This window comes from Halobacteriovorax sp. RT-2-4 (genome assembly GCF_047085445.1).
Taxonomy (GTDB): Bacteria; Bdellovibrionota; Bacteriovoracia; order Bacteriovoracales; family Bacteriovoracaceae; genus Halobacteriovorax_A.
This window is the reverse complement of sequence record NZ_JBKIXY010000002.1, coordinates 927,303-951,353: the sequence shown is the minus strand read 5'-3', so window position 1 is coordinate 951,353 and position 24,051 is coordinate 927,303. Positions and strand designations below refer to the sequence as shown.

Here is a 24,051-nt window from a genome sequence, read left to right as displayed (position 1 = left end):
TTTTGTTAACTGAACTTAGGTACTTCTTTCTTTGTTATATGTCGAAAGACTCTTTGAAGAAACTCTACAAAGGAAGAATATATGAAAGTTGGATTTCTCGTTTTAATTTTATGTGTTATCTCATTTTTTGTAGGAAGAGGCACATCTTTTATGGGAAGCGCTCTTAGCACTAATACACTACTCCATGATAATCCAATGATGAAGTCGAAGGATAAGAAGTTATCAAAGCTTGATAATGGTGCCCTTGTGTCTAAGGAAACTTTCGATTATTGGAAATTACCGCAGGAAAGTTCAAAGCGTGGTTCATATGATAAATTAACTACTTTAAACTTAGGACGCGGTCTCTATACAATTGGAAGCGATAGTATTGTAAACTCACATTTTATCATTGGTAACGATGGCGTAATCGTCTACGATACAGGCGATAACGAACACGATGCAAGCATCTTTTATAAAGAGTTAAGAAAAGTTACTAAGTATCCTGTTAGAGCAATCATATACTCACATGAACATTATAGTCTTGGTGCAAGGTACTTTGTTGAAGAAGAAAAACGTAGAGGTAATAGAAATATTAAGATAATTGGTCATCCAAATACAAATAAAGTTATGGCGATGACTGGAGGAGTTGAAGCTCTACACTCTGAAGTTAGTGGTGTTTTAATGGCCAGAACAGTTGAGCAATTTAATCTATACCTTCCAGATAAAGGTGATGATGCTCGTTTTAAAAATACTGTAATACCTAATAATGATGGGTTTGTTCCTGTAAATACTCCTGTTCGTAATGGACAACGTCTAACAATTGCTGGTGTTGATATGACTTTCTATACTAAAGATATCGGTACAGATACCTCGAATCAAGTTCTCGTCCATATTCCATCTAAAAAGGCGGTACTGAATAATATTATGTGGGGCTGGTTTCCGAATATTTATAGTCTAAGAGGAGGTAAGTATCGTAACCCAGAAGATTGGAAAAGGTCAGTTGAGTTTATAAAAAAACTTAAACCAGAAATCCTTATGAGTACTCATTCTACTAGTCTAAGGGGACGAGAAAAAATAGCACAACGACTTCAAAGTTATCAAGATGGCCTCTCGTTTGTGTTAGATCAAACCTTAAAAGGTATCTCTCTTGGAATGGGTCCTGATGAACTAAGGTACTTTGTGAAGATTCCTGATTATTTAAAAAGTGAACCTACATTGATTGAAAATTATGGAACAGTTTCATCAATGCCTCCTCGTATTTATACAGCTATTTTTGGACATTTTGATCGTGATGCAACAAATCTTTATAAACTTCATCCTGATGATGAAGCGAAGCGAATTGTTCTTGCGATGGGTGGGGAGACACGAGTTAAGTCGCTAGCTGATTATGCATATCGAGACGGAGATTATCAGTGGTCATGTCAGTTAGCTAATTATCTTGTTCGAATTAATAATAGTAATGATAATAATCAAATCAAAGCAAATTGTTTAAAACAAATTGGCTATCGAAGCCTTGCTACAACTGCTCGTAGTTGGGCCTTGAGTCAAGCAAGAAAAGCAGAAGGTAAGGTTGCCATTATTAAAAATGCACCAGCAACATTTGTACAAGTAAGAAATAATGCAAGTGCGTTTGTTAATAATTATCGCATTAGAATTAATCCCGGACGATCTCAAGGGACTGATAAGTTCATTGCAGTGAATCTCGGTTATGATGAAAAGTATGGCCTACATATAAGAAATGCCGTTGTTGATTTTGTTACAGATAGGAAGATGATTGAGAAGATGAAGGATATTGAAGTGCACATGAACAAAGATACGTTTACTAAGATATATAACAACTTGGGAACAGTTGATGATTTTATCGTTAGTGCAGATATTGGAATTGAAAAAGGAACGAGAGAAGAAGTTATCGAAGCCTTTTCAAATTTCGATATTATCTATGATTGGGAAAATGATCCGGCCCTGAATGTGCTAAAAGAACGTACGCTGGCCAGTGAAGAAGAATGATTATTAAAAAACTAACCCTTTCGTATTAACGAGAGGGTTTTTCTACAATTATATTGGTAAATATCTTCCGGAATATATTGATGTATTTTCGTGTTATCAATAATACAAGAGTACATGACGAAATCGATGAAATAACTTGGAAATGGCCAAATCTTTCTAATCGCCTTTGAGAGAACTTCTAATGTGAAAACAGGAAATGGAATATCTCTAGTACCTGTAATCTTCTTTGCCTCTTGGAGTGATATCGTTTCACTTGGAGCAACATTGTAGACACCTGTAGGTATTTTATCTAATGCTTGAAACAAAATATTTGCCATATCGTATTCATGGATAAATTGCATCATAGGATTAAAATCAATTGGCACAGGAGTCATATTAGAAGTTAGGTACCTTGAAATCGTATTATCAATTTGAGGTCCTATAATATTACAAGGACGTAGAACAACTGTTTCGATATTTTCTCTATTTTTCCACATCCAGTTAGTACATAGAGCGTCTATCTCTGTCACATCACGTAGCTCAGGGTGCTTAATACTAACTTTTAGTGGATAGTCTTCATTTATAAATACAGGATTGTCTGGTTGTGCCCCGTAAACGTGATAGGTAGAAAGCATGATAAACTTTTTAATCAAATACTTTTCCGCGAGCTCCAATACTTTACTGGTATTAACAAGACTGAAACTTAGGCGTTCCTCGGCACTTCCTCCGGGAGGAGTAATCCTTCCTATTTGATAGATTGATTCAAATCTATTTTCACGAAAGAGCTTTTCAAAATTTCGTCGTGTATATCGCATACGATGAAATGTATAATTATCGAAATCAACTTCGTTTTTCATCTTTCGAGAATCAATTCCAATGATTCTTGCATCAGGCATACGCTTTGCTAGAATTCCACATAGAATATTTGCTAGCCCTCCTGAAGCACCAATGATTAAGATAGAGCGTTTATTATTCATCGCCGTTATCCTCATTCATTTTTTTAGAAAATACCCAAGGTCTACGTGTCTTCCTACCTTCAGTAAGCATTGATTGAATGACTCTTTCTATTTCTCGAATATGTGGATTAATTAAGCTATCCTCACTATCTGCATCAATATCTTCTGGTAATTCTATTGGTTTACCTACATGAATATCAATAGGTGATGGGAGTGGGAAGTAATTTGCACTTATAGGCAGTGCTGGAAGCTTCAAGATTTTAGCAACTGCGCTTGCTTGGTAAACATAAGGAAATATCTCTTCGGCTCCAACAACTGCAACGGGGAGTATTTTTACACCACTCTTTAGTGCCATTCTAAAAAATCCCGGCGTGAACTCTTGAACTTTATAATAGTTAGTTGTGCTCTTAGAGACGCCTCTTACACCTTCTGGAAAGATAAGAAGAGATTCACCTCTTTTCAGAAGATTGAGGCAATTATCACGATCACCTAAAACGGCACCACATTCAGAAGACCATTTGTTAATAAACGGAAGAGCTGTAAAAAAGCGTTCAACCATTGGCCTTAAAACTCTAGGTGGTTCATTTTCAAAAGCGAAGGCACAGCCAATCATGAGGCCATCAATGGCGATTTGACCTGAGTGATTGGATATAACCATGTACTGTTCATTTTTGATATTCTCTTTACCAAATAAACGCACCTTAAAGTAGTGGCGATAAATTGTATAAAGAATTTCAAAACTCTTCTTGGCTTTTGGAACACTTAGGCCCCAAGGGTCTTCTGTCTCCCCATAAATCTTTAAAAGACTTTGATAAGTACTTTCGAGAGTGCTCTTTTCTTCACTAGTTAGTAAGTCCTTATAACTTGAAAATTTACTTTCAAGAACCTGTTCAAAAGAGTTGAATTTTTTTGCTAAAAAATCTAATGAAATCATACTTATCTTTTTGTAAAATAGGGGACGATCTATTATTTATTCTATCTGAAAGAGTGAATTATGCAAAAAGAGGAATGGAAAACCAAGCTTAAGAAAATAGTTGATGAGTGCTCTCAAGAACTATCCAAGGCAACTGTTATTGGTAAGAAGATGCTTACTGCGTCTCATACAAATACTCTGTTAAATGAGAAGTATCAGGAGTTGGGACAACTAGCTGCAAAGCATCTTAGTTCGGGAATACTTGAGTGGGAAAACCCTAAAGTTGATGAACTCTTAAAAGAAATTAAAGATTATGAAAATCAACTTCATTTGATGGAAAAAGACGTATCAAATATTAAATCAAAATGTTCTAAAGAGTAGCTTAGTTTCTTTGGTTATTCTCTAGCTCATTTTGTAATAAAAGGTAATTGATAATGGCATTTTCTAATTGCGGAACCCCTTGTCCTTTTAGGGCCGAAATAAAGTGAATTTGAGTTACCCACTTATGTTCTTTAAAGATAGCAGGCTTTAGCTTGTTAAGTGCCGCTCTTTCTTTTTGAGTCTTAAGCTTATCAAGTTTATTAAATAGAAGAAATGCTTCATGACCAAATGGGCTTAGGTAATCTCTAAAGACTAAGTCAGCTTTTTGATTTGGGTGACGAGCATCTTGAAGATTAAGCATAAGGTTTTGTTCACCACAGTTCTTAAAAAATTCATCCATTAGATTTGCCCAATGAGCATGAATTTCTTTTGAAACCTTAGCATGTCCGTAACCAGGAAGGTCAAATAGATAGAAAGGTGGAAGATTATCGACAACTTTACCTTCTTTCTCTAATTGAAATGAGAAGATATTTACTTGGCGTGTACGTCCTGGTGTCTTTGAAGTAACAGCAGTACTTTTTCCAAATAAAGAGTTAATTGTTGAAGATTTACCCGCATTTGAGCGGCCAATGAAACTTACACCAATCGGTTTTTCTGCATTTAACCATTCAATTAGTTGGTTCACATCTGTCATTCCGTATTTGAATTGAGTTGTACCTTTGGCGATTTTATATTCCATTTTTCTTCACTTCCGTTTATCTACGATTTTGCTTAAATTCTAAGGAGTTATATATGCTAGAAGTACCAAAGTTAGATAAACTTGTAAAAGACACATTTTGTGTTCATGGAAATTCTATAGAAATTACACCTTTATTTGGCTCAAAACGTCGAATTTTATTGAATCGAACATCCTATCATATTGAATTAACAGGAAAGGAGTTTATTGTTGATTCTCTAGAAATCTCACTACCTATTATTTCGATAGAGGATGAAGCTGGCTTTAAGCTATCAATTGTGAAAACAAATGTAGGTGATACCTTTTGTTTGTCAGGAATTAATGGAGCAACCTTTAGAATTAACGGCTCATTTTCATCTCACGCTTATCTGAGAAAGGGCGATGAAATCATCCTTGGGCGAAATCGAATTCGCTGCTTAAGAGAGGAGCGCAAAGAGAAGCTCAGTTTTGATTATCAAATCCATCCAAAGCTTAATGTCTTAATTGAAGGAGAGACTGGAACTGGAAAGAGCTATTTAGCAAAAAAGATACATGAGCAAAGTGGCGTGCTTGGTAATTTTGTTCATCTTAACTTAAGTTCTTACTCTCATAATATTTTGGAGTCAGAATTATTTGGTCATAAGAAAGGATCTTTTACAGGTGCCTTAAGTGATAAGGATGGTGCTCTAAAAATGGCCAATGGTGGAACATTATTCTTAGATGAAATCGATTCTATTTCAAAAGAAGTTCAAGCAAAGCTTTTGCTCTTTCTCGATGATGGACTTTTCTATCCAGTTGGATCAAATCAAGCGCAATATATAAAAACTAGAGTTATCGTGGCCTCAGGTCGCTCCCTCTTAAAGCTAGTAGAGGAAGGGAAAATGCGCTCTGATTTTTATTTTCGTATATCATCTGAAGAAGTGATAAAATTAGATTCTTTGCGTGAGAATGATCAACGTTTAAATGAGTTACTTTGTTCTTATGAAAATCGATATGGCATTACCATTCACCCTAAACTTAAGAAGTTTTATCATTGTTACTCATGGCCTGGAAATATTAGGCAATTAAATGCACATTTAAAAAAGAAGCACCTAAAGGGGAAGTCAAATCTTCTAACTTATTGTGAAATGGATGATAATCTTATGGATCACAATCAGATAATAGATCGTTCTATTGAAAATAATGAATTCTATTCATATCGAGATATGAAGCATCGTTACTTTTTAAAAGTTTTTAATCATTGTGACCAAAATGTTGCAACTACTGCAAGTTTACTTGGAGTTTCAAATCAAACAGTGAGAACGGTCTTATCCATTTAAAATTGAGTCGATATAGACCTTTTCAACGTGACCGTCGATTTTTAGATCTTCAATTAGTTTATTAACTTCATAACGAACTTTTTCTTTGATAATTTTCTTCCCTTCTGGCTCAAGAGGAAAGTTAGGCACAACAGCTTGAAGTGATTCATTGAGGCGGTCGCGTATTAAAATCTCATTTTCTGGTTTATAGAAATACTGGGCCGTGTATCGATTATTTGTTTCTAATAGCACATCGATAAGAAGAGACTTCATGCCATTTCTATTTTTTATGTAAATTGGAATATCAACATTTCTTAAAAAGATCGTTCTTTTATTGGCCAGACGATAACGAGATCGACCCCATTTAGCTTTTTCTAGATCTTCTTCACTAGCAATTTTTCTTTCTTGTTTTGGAGAAGTCTTATCTGAAATCTCCTGGATATTTTGATAAACAGAAATACCAGTTAGTGAAAAAACAGTTAGGGTACATGTTATTCCCACGGCCTTGGCCGGAGAGACTGCTGCAAGTTTTAGGGCAACATTCTTTGACCAAAAACTTTTCGCTGCGTTGTAGGCCATGAGAGGAATATCACCAGACATTTTAAAATTCTTAAAAGCAGCTCCAACACTTGCTAAACTTTGCTTTTTGGCCAGCATGAATGTGACTAATGCAGCTAGCTTAATTCTAAACCATTTCTTTGCCGGCCCAGTAAGGAACTCTGGCAAGGCAATGATCTTCTGGATGAGTCCAGCGATTGTCTTTAGAAAGTTGTGATAAGAATTCTTAATCTTATTTGGAGTAATTCCAGTAAAGAAGTTGGCAAGATTTGTTAGCAAACCATTTAAATATTTTTCAATTTTTAGCCATTTATTCATCATTACAGAATATCCCCAAATCTATCTCTATAGCACTTATCGGCAAGTCCCTAAAATACCTGAGTGGCAACAGTTAATTCTTGAGTAAATTAATATGCTAGGAAGTTTTTTCTGGATGTGGGGGAAGCTGAATGGATTCTTAAGAAATCTCAATAATTACGCCGTAGAGAAGAGGTGATGGGGAGAATATTTTAAGGAGAAGACATGCTTAGAGCATTAACATTATTTTCACTTTTGACCATTGTTTCATGCGGACCGATCTCAATGGATCGACAATTTCTTGATGTTATGGGAGAGGAAGATGAAGGATTCTCACTATTTAGCCCAGGTAAGGCGTTTGATACTGTTGGGGGAGACCCTAGCTATGTGCAGTACTCTAAAGATGAAATGATGAAAAGAACACCATCAAGTGAAGAAGATTACCCTTCATGGTCTCAAGAAAAACGATTGAAAATGGAGCTACAGGGTAAGCTCGATAGTATGCGTCCAGAGGATCGTGAAGCATTCCGTCGAAAAGAGAGGATGTTTGATAATGACTCTCAAAAACTATACTACCTAACATTAACAAGAGCAGAGCAGCAAGAATATGGAAGAACCCTCGTTCGATATGAGAAGCAGAGGAAATTTGAGGCCAGAAAGCCTGCATCAATTTTTCGCTATTCTCCAAGAGCTCAGGCTCACCGCGAAATTGCAATGGGGATGGACAAGAAGAATGTAATTGATCGCTGGGGAAACCCACATCGTGTTGACACAGCAGGTAACCCACAGCTTGAAAATGAGCGTTGGACCTTCTTTGAAAACGGTGAGCGTAAATTTGTCTACTTTAGCCAAGGAAAGGTTGAAGGCTGGTCTCTCGAGTAGGGAAAGCAATCTTCAGGGGAGTATAATAAATATTTAATATTATTACTTCTAGCGGTTGATATCGCTGTATATTTGAGTTAAAAAAGTCATTCATTGGGAGAGGAAATGGCCAAAAATATATATTCAATGACTGGCTTTGGTAAGGCCGAAGCGGGAAGTGAAAGCCTTCAAGTTACAGTTGAAATCAAGACAGTAAATCATCGCTTTAAAGATATTCGATTTAAGATGTCATCACTTTTTAATAGTGTTGAACTTGAAATGAGAAATCTCATTGCGCAAAATTTTAAACGTGGAAGCTTTGATATAAACGTAAGCTATAAAAGGCTTGAAGCGAAATCTCGTTTTGATGATATTGATACTGAAAAAGTGAACGCATTTATAACTTCGATGAAACATCTAGCAGACAAGAATGATGTTCAACTCGATATAAAACCAACTGATTTTTTACGTAATGAATTTATGAAAGAAGTCGATGAGTCTTCTATTGATGAGATGAATGTTTTTGCCATCGATGCCCTTAAGGGAGCGATTGAGAACTTGAAAGAATCACGTAAGATTGAAGGTCAAAAAATGGTCGATGTTATTAAAAAACATCAGCAATCTTATGAAGAGTTTTTTAAAGTAGTTAATGATAAGTCAGATGATTTTCAAGCGGCCGTAAAGGAAAGACTTGAGAAGAGATTTGAAGAATATAAAACGGCGATGCCTGTTGATGAACCTCGCTTTATGCAAGAAGTAATCTTCTACTTAGAGAAAATGGATATTCACGAAGAAATTAATCGTATTAATGCCCACCTATCTAAGTTAAATGACCTGCTAACAAAAGGCGGGGAAGTTGGACGCCAAATTGATTTTCTTATTCAAGAGCTTAACCGCGAAACTAATACAACGGGATCGAAGTCAACACTACAAGAGATCTCTGAAGCCGTTGTTCAAATGAAGGTTCAGCTAGAAAAGATTCGAGAGCAAGGTTTAAACCTCGAGTAGTATTATGAGTGAAGGTAAAATTATAGTTATTGTTGCACCATCTGGATCAGGAAAATCAACTCTGATTAAGAGGATTAAAAATGAATTCCATGATCTCTTGGAGTCGGTTTCTTTTACGACAAGAAAGGCCCGTGAAGGTGAGGAGCATGGTAAGCACTATAACTTTATATCAGAAGAAGAGTTTCTTGCTATGAAGAAGCAAGATGCATTTTTAGAATGGGCAAAAGTTCATGGTAATTACTATGGAACTTCTAAAGACTTTGTCGAAAACGAAATTGCTCAAGGGCATAATCTTCTTTTTGATCTAGATGTTCAAGGAACTGACTCATTCAAAGAATATTTTGGTGATCGTGCACGTGTGATATTTATTGCTCCACCAAGTGTTGAAGCATTGGAGCAGAGACTTCGTGGCCGTGGCACGGAGACAGATGAAAGTTTAAATATTCGTCTTGATAATGCAAAACGCGAATTACTTAGAAAGAATGATTACGATTATCTTGTGGTTAATGATGACCTTGAGACTGCATATATTGAATTAAAAGATATTTTTGAAGGAATCTTAAGAAAGTAATGTACCAGCAACTCGATTTCGCCCATGAGCGCGAATTAAATATTGATGAACTTTGTCGACGTGTCGAAACTTATTATCCAGACGCGAATTTCACTCTTTTAAGAAAAGCTTATCTCTTTGCAGAAAAGTCCCATGAGGGACAGATGCGAAGTTCTGGAGAGAAGTATATCATTCACCCGCTGAATGTTGCTGCTACTCTTGTTAAGCTTCATATGGATCTTGATACGATTATCGCAGGCCTTCTTCATGATGTTGTTGAAGACTGTAGTGTTACTCCTGAAGAGATTGAAAAAGAATTTACGACTGAGATCGCGCAAATTGTTGTAGGTCTAACTAAGATCTCTAAAATGAAATTTAAGTCAAAGGAACAATCGCAAGCGGAGAACTTCCGTAAGATGGTTGTTGCCATGGCACAAGACCTGCGAGTCATTATTGTTAAGCTTGCAGATCGTATGCACAATATGAAAACGCTTCAGTATGTTCGTGAAGAAAAACAAAAGCGAATTGCCGAAGAAACTCTTGATATCTACGTACCACTAGCTTCTAGGCTCGGTATCAACTCGGTAAAGATTGAACTAGAAGACATCTGTCTTCGCTACCTTCACCCTGATGTTTATTATCGTTTGGCCGAAAAAGTTGCGATGAAGAAGAGTGATCGCGAAACTTATATTGGTGACACAATTGGTGTCGTAACAGAGAAGCTTTTTGAATACTCAGTAAAAGCCGATATTACAGGACGCTCAAAACACTTCTATTCAATTTATAAAAAGATGGTTTCACGCGGTGTGGATTTTGAACAAATTCACGATATCTTAGCATTTAGAATCATCGTTAATAATATTACTGAATGTTATAAGGCCCTTGGGGTTATTCACTCGGCATTTACACCGATCCCAGGACGCTTCAAAGATTATATTGCAATTCCAAAGGTTAACAACTACCAGTCTCTTCACACGACGGTCGTTGGACCTAAGGCAGAGAGAATTGAAATTCAAATTCGTACTCAAGAGATGCATGAAGTTGCGGAACGAGGGATTGCTGCTCACTGGAAGTATAAAGAAGGGATGTCATCAGGTAAGACTAAACTTGATTGGGTACAAGAACTTCTTGAATATAATAAGGACACAGATAATAGTTCTGAATTCATGTCTCATGTTAAGAATGATCTTGATGTAGGCGGTGTCTTTGTTTTCACACCAAATGGTGATGTATTTGAACTTCAAGATAATTCGACTCCACTAGATTTTGCATACCGTGTCCACACTGATATTGGACACCGTTGTGTGGGAGCGAAAGTTAATGGAAGAATGGTACCATTAAAGTACGTTCTTCGTTCAGGTGATACAATTGAGATTCTTACATCAAAGACTCAAACTCCTAATAAAGATTGGTTAAATATTGTTAAGTCTTCTAAGGCAAAGGCAAAGATTAAGTCTTGGCTGCTTAAGGCCGAAAGAGAGCGCAATATTGAAGTTGGTAAGGAAACTCTTGATAAGGCATTCAAGGTTCTTGGTACGACTCTAAAAGCAGTTTTAAAGCGTAATGATCTTGATTATGCGAAAGAAAATCTGACTAACGTTAAAACTTATAGTGAAATCTACAATAACGTCGGCGCTGGGAAATTACATGTTGATAAAGTTATCGAATGTATTCCAGGTCTAAAAGATGAAAAAGTTGATGATGCAAAGAAGAAAGAAATCTCTTCACTTACTTCAACTATTTCTCGTACTGCTAAAAAGCGTGCTCACAAAGATAATGCCGTTATCGTTGATGGAATGGACGACCTCATGGTTCGTATGGCCCGTTGTTGTAACCCTATTCCAGGGGACCCAATTATTGGTTATATCACTCGAGGACGTGGAATTACGATTCACCGTTCAGACTGTACACGTTACGATGTAGGTGATGTCGGGAGACAAATTGCCGTTGAATGGAATGAGAACTTCACGTTTAAGCATCCAGTAAATATTCATGTTCTAACACATGATAGGCCAGGTATTCTTTCAATGATTTCTAAGGAAATTGGAAACCTTGGCGTAAATATTCGCTCGGCCATGGCCAAGTCAACTCAAGATCGAAAAGGTAGTCTTATTTTTGAAGTAGAGGTTAAGGATTATTCTGAACTACTTAAAACAATTTCGGGACTTGAAGCACTAGACTCCGTGATCTCTGTTACAAGAGGTTAAGCATAAAAAAAGGCAGGTCTTACGACCTGCTTTTTTATTTCTTATTTAAAGTATCCAATTAGAGTCTCGACTCCTTGGCCAGAGCCACCTTCTTGAACAAGTGAAGGTCTAAATCCACTCGTCCATCCAAAGATATCAAAGTGTGCCCACTTAGTGTCACCAATAAATTTTTCTAGGAAAAGAGCTGCTCCAATAGATCCACCTTGAACAGTCGACATATTGTTCATGTCTGCAAAGTGCGACTTAAAACCTTTATAGTAAGGTCTATAAAGAGGCATACGCCAAGAAAGGTCTCCATTGTTTTGAGAAGCCTTTAGTAGTTTATCAGCTAGTTCATCATCGTTTGCAAACATACTCGTTACATGATCACCCATTGATACTTTTGCGGCCCCAGTTAAAGTTGCAAAATCAATTAGTACTTCTGGCTTTTCCTTTTGAGTAATCGCAATATCCATTGCATCGGCAAGAGCAAGTCTTCCTTCCGCATCAGTATTACCAATTTCGACCTTTAGGCCATTTCGAGAAGTATAGATATCTCCTGGACGAGTAGCATTTTCATTAATCGAGTTCTCTGCAAGTGCAAGATAAAGGTCTACTTTTTTCTTCACACCTGAGTTCTCTAGCCACGTAGCAAATCCCATAACCGTTGCAGAACCACCCATGTCTTTTTTCATTTTACCCATACCTGCGCCACCTTTTAGATTTAGGCCACCGCAGTCAAATGTGATTCCTTTTCCAACGATTGCTGTAGGCTTGCCTTTTGCTCCCGCTGGACGGTATTGCATATGAACAATTCTTGGTGGAGTCGCAGAAGCTTGTCCAACGCTTAAGATTAGTCCGCATTTTTCTTTCTCTAATTTCTTCTCATCATAAATCGTAACTTTCATCGTTTTTGATTTTGCAAAGTGCTTCTTAACCGCGTCTGCGTAAGTTACTGGGTTTAACATATTTGCAGGAAGATTAACTAAGTGCCTTGCTGTATTAATCGATTGCGCCATTGAAAGGGCCGTATCTACTGTAGACTTCGCTACTTTCTTTGCGTCATCAAAGAATGAAATAGCACCAAGGTTTAGTTCTTCTTTAAAACGGTAAAGCGCAAGTTCAAGTCCAACGATTGCACCAGTAATCATATCTTTATCAAGTCCGTAGAAATTGATTTCAACTTTCTTAGAGCGCTCTTTAGTAATCTGACCAACAAGAGAGCCTAGTGCTTCTCTTGCAATAGAGTAGTTACTATCTGTAATAAGGTTATAGTGTTGCTCACCCTCTTTAGCTTCTTCGATAACTTTGAAGATAATAGGTCCTTCACTACCAAGGATACTAACTTCTTTTTCTTCGCCAATTCTTCCGATAATCCACTCCGGGATATGCTCAGAATGCGTAATATTGCTTTCTTCTAGTGCACTTGCAGTTAGTAAGTAAACTCTCGTTACAGTTGAACGAAGTGATTTTGGGCCACTTTTCTTAGTTGCCATGATTGATGGAACGATATTCATTATTCCTCCTATTTAAATTTTAATCCTCACTGGCCAGGGCCAAGTAAGTAAGTGTTCTGAAGTATTTAAATACTTCTTTGTAGATAATTTTGAGACTTCTAAGTGAATCAAGTGGTGACTTGACTCCCCAGAAATAGAACTTGTATTGATCACTATCGCGACGACGATATTCGATAATCGATTTGATTCTTAGAATATGGTAATCATGTGAAACAATCAGAACAGTATCAATATTACTCTTCTTGCGAAGAGCTTGTAGAGTTTCTAAAACATTCTCATAAGTATTCTTTGCATTGTAATCGATATCAAGAAAATCGTGATTAATCTCATCTGTAATTTGATGACTTTGAATTAAAGTACTAACACTATTTTTTGTGTGCACTCCTGAAATTAGAATATTTTCTTGATTGTATTCTTTTGCTAAGCGAATCGCTTCTTGAATACGACCTCTATCCCCAGTAAAGACAACGATGATATCTGGTCTTTTCTTATAGAAAGTTTCTTTTGTTTTAAGGTTTTCGTTTTGAGAGTAGAGGATGAGGATGTAAGAGAGAAGTGAGTAACCTAAGATAAAAATAATAAACTTGGAGAAAAGCTCGAGGGCCTTTCTCCAAGATCTAGTTTGTTTTGTCTCAAATACATACTTCTTATCAAACATAAAAAAGTGTTAATTATCCTTTAGCTGCAATAACTTCAATTTCAACAACAGCTCCCTTTGGAAGTGCTGGAACTTGAACGCAGCTTCTTGCTGGATATGGAGCTGTAAAATAAGCTTCATATGCAGCATTGACCTCACCAAAGTTAGCAAGGTCAGTAACGAAAATTGAAGTTTTAATAATGTGCTCACGAGTTAAGTTTTGTGACTCAAGTAGCCCATCAATATTCTTCATGATCTGATTTAGTTGAGGAACAAATCCTTCTTTTAGTTCACTAGTCGCTGGATCAATTCCGATTTGACCAGAAAAGAAGTATGTCCCGTTATATTCAACACCTTGTGAGTAAGTTCCTACTGCACTTGGCGCTTTATCAGTTGAAATAATATTCTTTTGAAATGTCATCTTTAACTCCTCTTAAATATCGTTTCTGTTAACTTTTTCTTCTAGAGCTCTTAATGCCGTTAGACGACAAGAATCTACGATCTCTTTAATAGAAGCAGTTCTTTGAATGATATTAACTGTCTTATTCATTGGTACAAGGATTGGTCCAATAGCAGATGCTTCTGTTAATTGAGCAAGAAGCTTGTACGAAATGTTTGCAGAGTTTAGTTCAGGGAAGATTAAAATATCTGCAGACTTATCAAGTTCACTGAAGTTGAAAAGATTTTTCATAATACCGTGGTTAACTGCAACGTCTGCTTGCATTTCACCTTCGATCTTTAGTTCTGGATATTTTTCTTTTGCCATTTTTGTAGCAAGTTTCATTTTCTTAGCATCCGGAAGCTTTGAGTCTCCAAAGTTAGAGTAGCTTAAGAAAGCAATTCTTGGATCTCTCTTCATTAGTGACTTGTAAAGCTCAGCAGTTGAGTTTGCAATCTCTACTAAATCTTCTGCAGTTGGGTCCGGTTGAACTGTTGTATCTGCTAGGAAAAGAACACGGTCTTTAAATACTAGGATGAAAACACCTGCCGCTTTTGTTCCTGGCTTTGATCCAATAACTTTTAGAATTGGAGAAAGACAGTCGCTATAGTTTAGAGATGGACCAGCGATAAATGTATCGGCAAGACCTTTTTTAACCATCATTGAACCGTAGAAGTTTTCTTGAATCATTAAGTCTTCAGCAGCATTAAGTGAAACACCTTCTCTTTGCTTAGCTTCACAGTATTCTTTGTAGAATTCTTTAAAGTTATCAGCTTTTCTTGGACGGATGATTTCAACTTTTCCATCTAAGAACTCTTCAAGACCAAGAGACTTAATTTTTGCTTTGATATCATCTGGGTGACCAAGAAGAATTGGCTCAATAGCATTTCCATCAAGAAGTGTTTTTACTACGTTAAGGATACGAGTATTAATACCTTCAGCAAATACCATTCTAACTTTTTCACCAGTGCGCTTAATATGAGCTGCTAGACGATCACGAACAGTTTTCATGAAAGCACCACTTGCCGAAAGACGGCTAGCTAGGTGTTCAGAGTACTCGTGAAGATCAGCAATCTCTCTTCTTGCAACACCTGTATCCATTGCAGCTTTAGCAACAGCTGGAGCAACTCTCGTAAGTACACGAGTATCAAATGGCTTAGGGATAATATAATTTTTTCCGTATTTGAAATCTTCACCTTGGTAAGCAAGTTTAACTTCATCAGGAACATCTTCTTTTGCAAGTTCTGCAAGAGCGTAAACTGCTGCAAGCTTCATTTCTTCATTAATCTTACGAGCACGTACATCTAGTGCTCCTCTAAAGATTGAAGGGAAACCAAGAACGTTATTAACTTGGTTAGGGAAGTCAGAGCGTCCTGTTGCCATAATTGCATCATCGCGAACTTCTTCAACTTCACTTGGAAGAATTTCTGGATCAGGGTTTGCCATTGCAAAGATGATTGGACTTTTTGCCATTGTTTTAACCATTTCTTTCGTTAAAACACCTTTTGCTGAACAACCAATGAAGACATCGGCATCAACCATTGCATCCCCTAGAGTTCTTGCATCAGTTTCATTTGCAAATTCTTCCTTGTATTCGTTCATTCCACTTTCACGGCCTTTATAAATTACACCGCGAGAGTCTGTCATAAGTAGGTTTTCTGGCTTAACACCAAGGTGAAAGAAAAGCTTTGCACATGCCATTGATGCAGCACCAGCTCCAGAGAATACTACTTTTACTTTATCAATTTTTTTCTTAGATAATTCTAGCGCGTTGATAAAACCAGCTGCTGCGATAATTGCAGTACCATGTTGATCATCGTGAAATACTGGAATATCCATTTTTTCGATTAGTTGTTTTTCAATTTCAAAACACTCTGGTGCTTTGATATCTTCAAGGTTAACACCACCAAAAGTAGGCTCAAGTGCCTTAACAACATTTACCATTCCTTCAACAGTTGATTCTTCAACTTCAATATCGAAAACATCGATATCAGCGAAACGCTTGAAAAGAATACCTTTACCTTCCATTACTGGCTTACCAGCAGCGGCACCGATATTTCCTAGACCAAGAACTGCTGTTCCGTTTGATACAACAGCAACTAGGTTTCCTTTTGCTGTGTACTTGTAAACATCATCAGGGTTCTTAGCAATTTCAAGACATGGATGAGCAACACCTGGAGAGTATGCTTTTGTTAAATCAGATGCTGTTAAACATGGTTTTGTTGCAACAACTTCGATTTTTCCAGGGCGACCCATTGAGTGGTAATTAAGTGCTTTTTCAATTTTTTGAGCGTCAGCGTTTGACTTATCCGTGACTTTTTTATTGTCAGTCATATGTAATCCTTTGAACTTAAAATCCTACGATATTAAGCACAAAGGATACACTTTTTGGCCCTTATCCGACTAGCTTTTTATCCCTAATTAGGTGATAAATGAGCAGAGTTAGACTAGTTGCAATAATACCAATATAAAGCTCATCAATATTAGAATAAAAGCCTGGCTTTGGTATATGACGCCACGTGCCCGTTGTTACGACACCTATCAAGCAAGCCGTTACAAACTGGTTATCACTAATTTGCTTAGGAAATAGGTAGCCATATATGACCGGCAGCAGTAGACATGATGCAGAAAAAGATCCCAAGGTCTTCCAAACAGATTTTATATTACCTTGAAAGTATTCAGACATAATCACTGTTAAAACGGCAACAAAAATAACACCAAAGTGGTGAACCCAAACACGCCCCTTGTACTTCTTTGGAGCGAGGTCATAAGCTAGGTTTGTTCCAGCAATGAATAGATATGAATCAAGTGTTGATAATATTGTTGCAAGAATTCCTGCTAGCATAAATCCTTTTAATCCATCTGGAAGAATTTGAATTGCATAAGTTAGGTAAGCATGTGAGCTCTGTGCATCCGGAATGGCGGCTTTTGCATACATCGCTCCAAACGTCGTACAAATATCAAAACAGAACCAAATGACAGTAGAGATCAAGATTCCTTTTTTTGAAACTTCACCACTAGTGGCCGAAAAACATCGCTGATAAAAGTTTGGATCAACTAAAGTTGATAGAGCAATAAAACCCCAGACAAAAGTTGTCGCAAGTGAGTTCTTTCCAGTTAGTGACCAATAAGATTCAGGAAGATTTGCTTTTAGGTAAGGGAGTCCCCCAAATTCAAAAAATGAAAAACCAAGTACAAAAGCTACTGCAAGGCACATGACAAAGAACTGAATTAAGTCAGAGAAGACAACTGATCTCAATCCTCCCCACATCGAGTAGAGAACAACAAAACCAACCCCTAGGGAAGTGTTTAGTAATAGAGTTCCACCAAAGATTAGTTGAAGAAAAATCCCTAAACTTATTCCATAAGCAATTGGGAGTACATTAAAGAAATTAAAGATTGCTGTGAGCTTTGCAGAGCGTGGCCCAAACATCTTTCCAACTAAATCTGGTAAAGTAACAGCACGGTAAGGCTCAATTTTCTTGATTAGAAAAAATGCAAAAATAATATAGGCTACATACCAGAAAACACCCTGAGTGATGAAATTGTAGATACCTTGATTAAAGGCGATTTCAGTAACACCAAAAATTCCTCCATACCAAGTTGCAACAAGTGTTGCGACAAAAAGTGGCAAAGTAAGTCTTCTTCCCATAATTAGTAAATCAAGAAAGGTCTCTTTTTCGGTGGATTTTTTCATGCGATATTGGCCGTAAATCACACTCGCTAATGTTAAACCTAAAATGGCAAAAAATATAAATAAGTCTAAAGATGATAGACTTTGAAATAAATCAATACTGCTCTTCATATAGTCTCCGATTATGAAGTATGATATAGTATAGAAATTATAAATCAACCTTCAGGAACTCTTGTTATGACAATAACTCAACTGGAATATGTATTAGCAGTCGATAAACACCGTCACTTCAGAAAAGCATCTGAAGAGTGTCATGTTTCTCAACCAACATTGAGTATGCAAATTCAAAAGTTAGAAGATAGCTTGGGCTTTGTTATTTTTGATCGCTCTAAGAATCCTATTGTTCCAACGATTGAAGGTGAAACTTTTATTGCACAAGCAAGAGTTGTTAATAAAGAATTTAAAAAATTAAAAGATATTGCAAGTGATCCAATCGTAGGTATAGAAGGTGAATTCAAGCTTGGAGTTATTCCAACTCTCGCACCGTACCTCGTACCACTTTTCTTAAGTCGCTTTGTTAAAGAATTTCCAAAAGTCGACCTTATTATTGAAGAGAGAACAACTGAAGAGATCATCGAAAAACTTGATCGCGATGAATTGGATGCAGGACTTCTTGTCACTCCACTTCACAATAATCAGCTAATTGAAAGAGTGTTATTCTATGAACCACTCTATGGATTTATAGCAAAAGATCACGAGTTATTTCATAAGAGCCAGCTCGAATTCTCAGATCTCGACAAAGATGGCCTATGGCTTTTACAAGAAGGGCACTGTCTTCGTGGCCAGGTCCTAAATCTTTGTCAGAAAGTAAAAGGCTTTCAACACTTTGAAAGTGGTTCTCTTGAAACAATTAAGAACCTTGTGGCCAAAGATAGCGGTTATACAATCATTCCACACCTGGATATGTTAGATCTAACTGGGACTCGTAAGAAAATGATCCGCTCATTCACTCCACCTGTTCCAACTCGCGAAGTTTCAATAGTTTATGGCCGTATTTTCTACAAAGAGAAGGTTATTGATGCACTTGAAGGACTAATCCTAAAAGTTATTCCTAAAGAGCTAAAAAGCTATAAGAATGCAGATGTTTCAATAATTCCTATTGATTAGGTGACATTTTAGCACCGCTATTCTTTGTCATTTTTAATTCATTTCTTACATTTGCTTAACTTTAAGCATTATTGACCTATAAAAAAGACACCTAGGTTCTTAAATCATGTTTATTTTCTTATAAATTACTCAATCAACAAGTTCACAAAAGGACTTGAAGAATTCCATAAGGAAGATTGGAGGAGAGGGTAATGTCAGTAAGAAGTTCCATGTTTTTATTAGTAGTTGTTTCCACATTCTTAACAGTTTCATGTGGCCAAGGTGTTCCTGCTTCATCAAACGCAGATGTTTCGACAGGTTCAATCATCGTTGGTGATGTTAACTGGCAAGAAGTAATTGCTTTTGATGAATCATCAGAAGTTAGAAAGAATTCAAAAGCGGTAGCTGACATTCAATTTTCAAATACTGGCCGTTGTACTGGTTTCTTAATCTCAGACAATATTTTAATGACAAACCATCACTGCATCACTAGTGCTGCTGATGTTGTAGGAATGAAAGTTTTTATGAAACACGAAAAAGGTGTTTCAAAGTCTAACCAAGGTGAAATCAAATGTAGTGAATTTATCGGTAATGATGAGGAACTAGATTTTGCACTTGTTAAGTGTGAGGGAAATCCTGGACAGACATATGGTAAGGTTGAATTAGATACAACTGAGCCAGTAGAAGGTGATAGTGTTTATGTTATCCACCAAAATTGTGATTACTACACAGACTATGATTGTGACTGGACGAAGAAGGTTTCTGAAGGGAAAGTTGTTGGCCTAAGAGGAGATGTTCTATACGATGCGGATACATTGGGAGGATCTTCAGGTTCACCAGTATTTAACGCAGACTCTGACAAGGTATATGCAATCCACCACGCTGGTTACGGCGGATGGGGAGGACGCGGAGTTTACAATGGTGCAGTATCAATGAGTCGAATTGTTCCTTTCATCTTAGAAAACTTCCCAAGTGTTTTAGCACAAGATCAAGATGATAGTGATTCTTCAGATACACCAAGCTCTGATAATAATACTGCTGAAACGGCAACAGAGTTAGGATCAAGTTTCTCTCAAAATGTTGAAATCGATAGCGAAGAAGATGTTGATTTTTACAAAGCAGAAATGAAGGCCGGTGAAGTATTAGACTTTAAAATCTTTTTCTCTCATAGTGAAGGTGATCTAGACTTTGAAGTTTTAAAGAAAATGGGATCAAGTTATAAAGTTGTATCTCGTAAAGAATCTTCAAGTGACAATGAAGCAGTAAGGCTAAAAGTTAACTCTTCAAATACTTACTATATCAAAGTTTACGGTTATAAAGGGGCCAAGGCTCAATACAAAGTAGAATTTAAAAAATAAATAATAAGGCCTCCAATCGGAGGCCTTTCTTATAGCTTCATTTTCAAAAAATCTAAAATACGATGTTCATACCAATAATATTTTTCAGAGGGAGATTTTATAAACCCTACGTGACCACCATTTTTTGGTACTTCGAGGTATAAATTACTTTTCCTTTGGGCCAATTCATATGGATAACTTTCTTCCGATAAGAATGGGTCATCATAGGCGTTAAGAATATAAAATGGGACACGAATTTTTTCCAAGTGACTAATTGGTGAAGCTTCTTCTCTATAGTGATTACCGTCACGATAGCCATAGATAGGCGCCGTAACATACTCATCAAAATCATCAATATGTTTAATACTTTTCACCTTATCTAGATCAACAGGAAGTTCCATAACCTTGGCCTTCTCGATCACTTTCTTTCTCATGGAATAAACAAAAACATGACGATAGATATGACGTGAAATTTCAGTTTTTAATTTCACTGAGCAACCATTTAAGTCCATTGGTGAAGAAAGAATAAAGCCGCGATAAATCTTATGATTAACAACCTCGGGGTGTCTTCCTAGATAATTTGCAGTAATTGCACCACCTAGACTAATTCCCATTAAAGAGACATGCTCATATTCGTCAGAAACATTATCGACGAGAAATTTTAAGTCGTGATAGTCTTGAGCATTGTAAAACTTTTTAGTTCGATTTAGTGCTCCACCGCACGAGCGCATATCCCAGGAAATGACATCATAACCTTGAGAATTGAATTTTTTCATCATGTCCACAATATAGCGGTCTCGACCATTTCCTTCTAAACCGTGGGAGATGATGATGAGATGTTTGTTTTCAAGTGGAGAATTTGTTGTTGATCTATAGTAGCGTAGAAAGTCTCCATCTGGAGTTGTCAGTGTTCGCTTCTCAAATTTATGTCTAGGGGTTCTTCTTATAAAGAATGGGATGATCGTTTGTAAATGACCATTTTGTAGAGACTGATGACAAGTGTATCTTGATTCGATGACAGGCATTACGCTTCCTCCATCTCAATATTATAACGCAAAAAGTGGAAATAAAAAAAGGAGGTCAATGACCTCCTTTCTTATGAATTTATCTAAAAATTAGTTTAGAAAATTAATTAAAGTAGTTCTTTAGGAACACCTTTCGGAATAGCGCTTAGAAGCTTCTTTGTGTACTCATCTTGTGGGTTACGATAAACCTCGTGTGCTGGTCCGTACTCAACAATCTTACCTTTGTTCATAACACCGATTTCATCCGAGATGTACTTAACTACAGATAAGTCGTGTGAAATGAAGATATAAGTTAGACCTAGTTCATCTTGAAGATCTTGAAGTAGGTTAAGTACTTGCGCTTGAACCGATACATCTAGTGCAGATACTGACTCGTCACAGATGATAAACTCTGGCTTAAGAGATAGGGCACGTGCAATACAGATACGTTGACGTTGACCACCAGAGAACTCATGTGGGTAACGATTAAGGTGATCACCTCTAAGTCCTACTTTTTCAAGAAGATCAGCTGCTACAGCATATCTTTCTTTCTTTGATCCACCAATTCCGTGAATTACCATTGGTTCTGTTACGATATCACCAATAGTCATACGTGGGTTTAGAGAAGAGTATGGATCTTGGAAAATGATTTGCATTCTCTCACGCATCTCTCTCATTTCTTTTTTATTTAAATTAGTAACGTTGATTCCGTCATAAATAACTTCACCAGCAGTTGGCTCAAGTAGTCTTAGGATTGTACGACCAAGAGTTGTCTTACCACATCCAGATTCACCAACTAGACCAAGAGTACGACCTTTTCTAACTTGAATCGTTACATCGTCAACGGCCTTAAACCAGTCAACAGTACGACCAAAAATACCACCTTTAATAGGGAAGTGCTTGTTGAAGTTTTTAACTTCTAGAAGAACTGGATTATCTGTTTCGTTAATTGCTCTTGGTTTTTTCATTTCAAGGCTTGAAACATCAATATCTTCTTTTGCATTTAAGAAGTCATCTACAGTTAAAAGTCTAACTGGGTTTTCATCTAGACTTGGACGACAAGCTAGAAGTCCTTTTGTATATGGGTGTTGTGGATTTTCAAAAAGTGCTTTTGTTGTATTTTGCTCAACTAGGTCACCTCTAAACATAACCGCAACTTCATCAGCGATATCAGCAATTACTGCTAAATCGTGCGTGATGAATAGCATACTCATGTTGTGTCTTCTTTGAAGATCAAACATTAGTTCAAGAACTTGCTTTTGGATTGTAACGTCAAGAGCAGTTGTCGGCTCGTCACAAATTAGAAGTTCAGGCTCACATGCCATTGCCATCGCAATCATTACACGCTGCTTTTGACCACCTGACATTTGGTGTGGATATTTATCTACTGATTCTTTAGGAGAAGGAATACCTACTTCTTCATATAATTCGATTGTTCTCTTACGAGCTTCCTCTTTAGTCATTCCTTGGTGAAGCATAAGAACTTCATCAATTTGATTACCTGTTGTGAATACAGGGTTTAGAGAAGTCATTGGCTCTTGGAAGATCATTGCAATCTTATTACCACGAAGTTGTCTCATTCTTTCATTAGAAGCCTTAGTTAAGTCTTCACCATTAAAAAGAATTTCACCTTCACTGATTCTTCCAGGAGGGTTAGGAATAAGTCCCATAATTGCTAAAGATGTTACTGACTTACCTGAACCAGATTCACCAACAAGCCCAACAGTTTTTCCTCTTGGAATACTTAGGTTTAAGCTTTTTACGGCCTTAACTCTTTCATCTTCTGTTTGAAATTCAACTGTAAGGTTTTTAATTTCCAGCATATTCTCTGCCATAGCATCTCACTTTTTAAACAATATTGATCAATTCTTGATTATAATAAAATCTTTTTGAAATCTTAATAGTAACTTAAATTTGTACCACTAACGACACATTATTTCACGACTTAATTCATCAAAAAATCTCGACAATTTACATGATTTCAGTAGCTTAGTATTCTACATACTTACGAATTTGCTCTGTAAGGCCTTGTTGCGTTGTGACAATCTGCTCGCTATAAGCTTTTAAATCATCATTATTTAGACTTTCTACTTGAAAAGGCTGACCGTAAGCGACGTAGATACGTCCAAAAGGTTTAGGAATTTTTGTTTTATCCCAGCTCTTACTGATGCAAAAGCGGCGAGTGGAAATAGATTGAATGCAAAGTACAGGTGTTTCACATTCATGACTTACAACGAGGATGCCTTTTTTTGGGACATAGCTTGGCCCGCGCGGTCCATCGACTGTAATAGCAGAATTAAGTCTGCTCTCATTTATTTGTTCGATCATTGATTGTAGTGCTTTTGCTCCTCCACGTGATGAACTTCCACGAGTTGGACTAAATCCTAATTTTGCAATTGTGTCTGCAGCTAGGCTTCCATCTTTTGATTGAGATGCCATTGTAATTAGTCCCGTATCAAGTTCTGTTAAAACTGAAGTCGGGTAATGCTCATGCCATACGGCCAGGGCGTAATTTCCATGATTTCCCATTTGTTTTGCCAGATCTAAGTTCTCAGGATTTAAAACAACAATTTTTGATGTGAACTTAACAAATCTTAGGTACCAAGAAACTAATGTAGGAACTAATTTTAATAATATAGACATTTAATCATTATCTCAAAATTAAGATTCTTCGTAAATTAAGCAATTTAAAAAAAATCGGTGTTTATA

Annotated in this window: 21 protein-coding genes; 9 read left to right on the top strand and 12 right to left on the bottom strand. The window is 36.8% G+C overall.

Annotation, left to right across the window (positions count from 1 at the left end):
- Positions 1-81: 81 nt before the first annotated feature.
- Positions 82-1,986, top strand: coding sequence for an alkyl sulfatase dimerization domain-containing protein (locus ACMAYL_RS15075; RefSeq protein WP_412471298.1), 1,905 nt, complete (start codon positions 82-84; stop codon positions 1,984-1,986).
- A gap of 11 nt (positions 1,987-1,997) precedes the next feature.
- On the opposite strand, the gene ACMAYL_RS15070 is transcribed toward ACMAYL_RS15075, so the two are convergent.
- On the bottom strand, positions 1,998-2,942 hold the full coding sequence (locus ACMAYL_RS15070; RefSeq protein WP_158246850.1) for an NAD-dependent epimerase/dehydratase family protein: 945 nt from the start codon (positions 2,940-2,942) through the stop codon (positions 1,998-2,000).
- Positions 2,935-3,855, bottom strand: coding sequence for a lysophospholipid acyltransferase family protein (locus ACMAYL_RS15065; protein ID WP_412471297.1), 921 nt, complete (start codon positions 3,853-3,855; stop codon positions 2,935-2,937). Before ACMAYL_RS15065 ends, ACMAYL_RS15070 begins: the two co-directional genes overlap by 8 nt.
- 60 nt (positions 3,856-3,915) lie before the next feature.
- Here ACMAYL_RS15065 and ACMAYL_RS15060 point away from each other — a divergent pair, with 60 nt between their 5' ends.
- On the top strand, positions 3,916-4,215 hold the full coding sequence (locus ACMAYL_RS15060; RefSeq protein WP_103217725.1) for a hypothetical protein: 300 nt from the start codon (positions 3,916-3,918) through the stop codon (positions 4,213-4,215).
- 1 nt (position 4,216) lies between these two features.
- Here ACMAYL_RS15060 and yihA read toward each other — a convergent pair whose 3' ends face one another.
- Positions 4,217-4,894, bottom strand: coding sequence for a ribosome biogenesis GTP-binding protein YihA/YsxC (gene yihA / locus ACMAYL_RS15055; protein WP_412471296.1), 678 nt, complete (start codon positions 4,892-4,894; stop codon positions 4,217-4,219).
- Positions 4,895-4,947: 53 nt separating this feature from the next.
- Between yihA and ACMAYL_RS15050 the strand changes: the two genes are divergently transcribed.
- The gene (locus tag ACMAYL_RS15050) at positions 4,948-6,189 is read left to right on the top strand and encodes a sigma-54-dependent transcriptional regulator (protein ID WP_103217727.1); all 1,242 of its coding nucleotides are present in this window, start codon (positions 4,948-4,950) and stop codon (positions 6,187-6,189) included.
- Here ACMAYL_RS15050 and ACMAYL_RS15045 read toward each other — a convergent pair.
- Positions 6,178-7,047 (bottom strand): flagellar basal body-associated FliL family protein, encoded by an 870-nt coding sequence (locus ACMAYL_RS15045; protein WP_103217728.1) that lies wholly within the window; start codon positions 7,045-7,047, stop codon positions 6,178-6,180. The genes ACMAYL_RS15050 and ACMAYL_RS15045 overlap by 12 nt on opposite strands.
- Before the next feature lie 201 nt (positions 7,048-7,248).
- On the opposite strand from ACMAYL_RS15045, the gene ACMAYL_RS15040 reads away from it, so the two are divergent.
- From ACMAYL_RS15040 to ACMAYL_RS15025, 4 genes are all read left to right on the top strand, one after another.
- Positions 7,249-7,905: a hypothetical protein gene (locus tag ACMAYL_RS15040; protein WP_103217729.1), complete on the top strand. Its 657-nt coding sequence runs from the start codon at positions 7,249-7,251 to the stop codon at positions 7,903-7,905.
- Between the two features lie 105 nt (positions 7,906-8,010).
- Positions 8,011-8,892, top strand: a complete 882-nt coding sequence (locus ACMAYL_RS15035) for a YicC/YloC family endoribonuclease (protein ID WP_103217730.1) — start codon at positions 8,011-8,013, stop codon at positions 8,890-8,892.
- Between the two features lie 4 nt (positions 8,893-8,896).
- Positions 8,897-9,463 (top strand): guanylate kinase, encoded by a 567-nt coding sequence (gmk, locus tag ACMAYL_RS15030; protein WP_103217731.1) that lies wholly within the window; start codon positions 8,897-8,899, stop codon positions 9,461-9,463.
- Positions 9,463-11,649: a RelA/SpoT family protein gene (locus tag ACMAYL_RS15025; RefSeq protein WP_103217732.1), complete on the top strand. Its 2,187-nt coding sequence runs from the start codon at positions 9,463-9,465 to the stop codon at positions 11,647-11,649. Before gmk ends, ACMAYL_RS15025 begins: the two co-directional genes overlap by 1 nt.
- A 41-nt stretch (positions 11,650-11,690) precedes the next feature.
- Here the strand turns inward: ACMAYL_RS15025 and ACMAYL_RS15020 are convergent, their stop codons facing one another.
- The 5 genes from ACMAYL_RS15020 to ACMAYL_RS15000 form a co-directional block, all read right to left on the bottom strand.
- A complete protein-coding gene (locus ACMAYL_RS15020; RefSeq protein ID WP_392993491.1) occupies positions 11,691-13,145 on the bottom strand; it encodes a leucyl aminopeptidase family protein in 1,455 nt (484 codons plus the stop codon).
- 19 nt (positions 13,146-13,164) lie between these two features.
- Entirely contained in the window at positions 13,165-13,803 is a 639-nt protein-coding gene (locus ACMAYL_RS15015) for a YdcF family protein (RefSeq protein WP_103217734.1), read from the bottom strand.
- Positions 13,804-13,816: 13 nt separating this feature from the next.
- Entirely contained in the window at positions 13,817-14,203 is a 387-nt protein-coding gene (locus tag ACMAYL_RS15010) for a Rid family detoxifying hydrolase (RefSeq protein ID WP_103217735.1), read from the bottom strand.
- A 12-nt stretch (positions 14,204-14,215) separates the two neighbouring features.
- The gene (locus ACMAYL_RS15005) at positions 14,216-16,555 is read right to left on the bottom strand and encodes an NADP-dependent malic enzyme (protein WP_103217736.1); all 2,340 of its coding nucleotides are present in this window, start codon (positions 16,553-16,555) and stop codon (positions 14,216-14,218) included.
- 61 nt (positions 16,556-16,616) lie between these two features.
- Entirely contained in the window at positions 16,617-18,026 is a 1,410-nt protein-coding gene (locus ACMAYL_RS15000) for a sodium:solute symporter family protein (RefSeq protein WP_103217737.1), read from the bottom strand.
- A 66-nt stretch (positions 18,027-18,092) separates the two neighbouring features.
- On the opposite strand from ACMAYL_RS15000, the gene ACMAYL_RS14995 reads away from it, so the two are divergent.
- Both ACMAYL_RS14995 and ACMAYL_RS14990 read left to right on the top strand, forming a co-directional pair.
- A complete protein-coding gene (locus tag ACMAYL_RS14995; protein ID WP_103217738.1) occupies positions 18,093-19,022 on the top strand; it encodes a LysR substrate-binding domain-containing protein in 930 nt (309 codons plus the stop codon).
- 191 nt (positions 19,023-19,213) lie between these two features.
- Entirely contained in the window at positions 19,214-20,359 is a 1,146-nt protein-coding gene (locus tag ACMAYL_RS14990) for a trypsin-like serine peptidase (protein ID WP_412471295.1), read from the top strand.
- A gap of 29 nt (positions 20,360-20,388) precedes the next feature.
- On the opposite strand, the gene ACMAYL_RS14985 is transcribed toward ACMAYL_RS14990, so the two are convergent.
- The 3 genes from ACMAYL_RS14985 to ACMAYL_RS14975 form a co-directional block, all read right to left on the bottom strand.
- Positions 20,389-21,363, bottom strand: a complete 975-nt coding sequence (locus ACMAYL_RS14985) for a YheT family hydrolase (RefSeq protein WP_103217740.1) — start codon at positions 21,361-21,363, stop codon at positions 20,389-20,391.
- Positions 21,364-21,470: 107 nt separating this feature from the next.
- Positions 21,471-23,177, bottom strand: a complete 1,707-nt coding sequence (locus ACMAYL_RS14980; protein WP_103217741.1) for an ABC transporter ATP-binding protein — start codon at positions 23,175-23,177, stop codon at positions 21,471-21,473.
- Between the two features lie 154 nt (positions 23,178-23,331).
- A complete protein-coding gene (locus ACMAYL_RS14975; protein WP_103217742.1) occupies positions 23,332-23,985 on the bottom strand; it encodes a lysophospholipid acyltransferase family protein in 654 nt (217 codons plus the stop codon).
- Positions 23,986-24,051 lie beyond the last annotated feature (66 nt).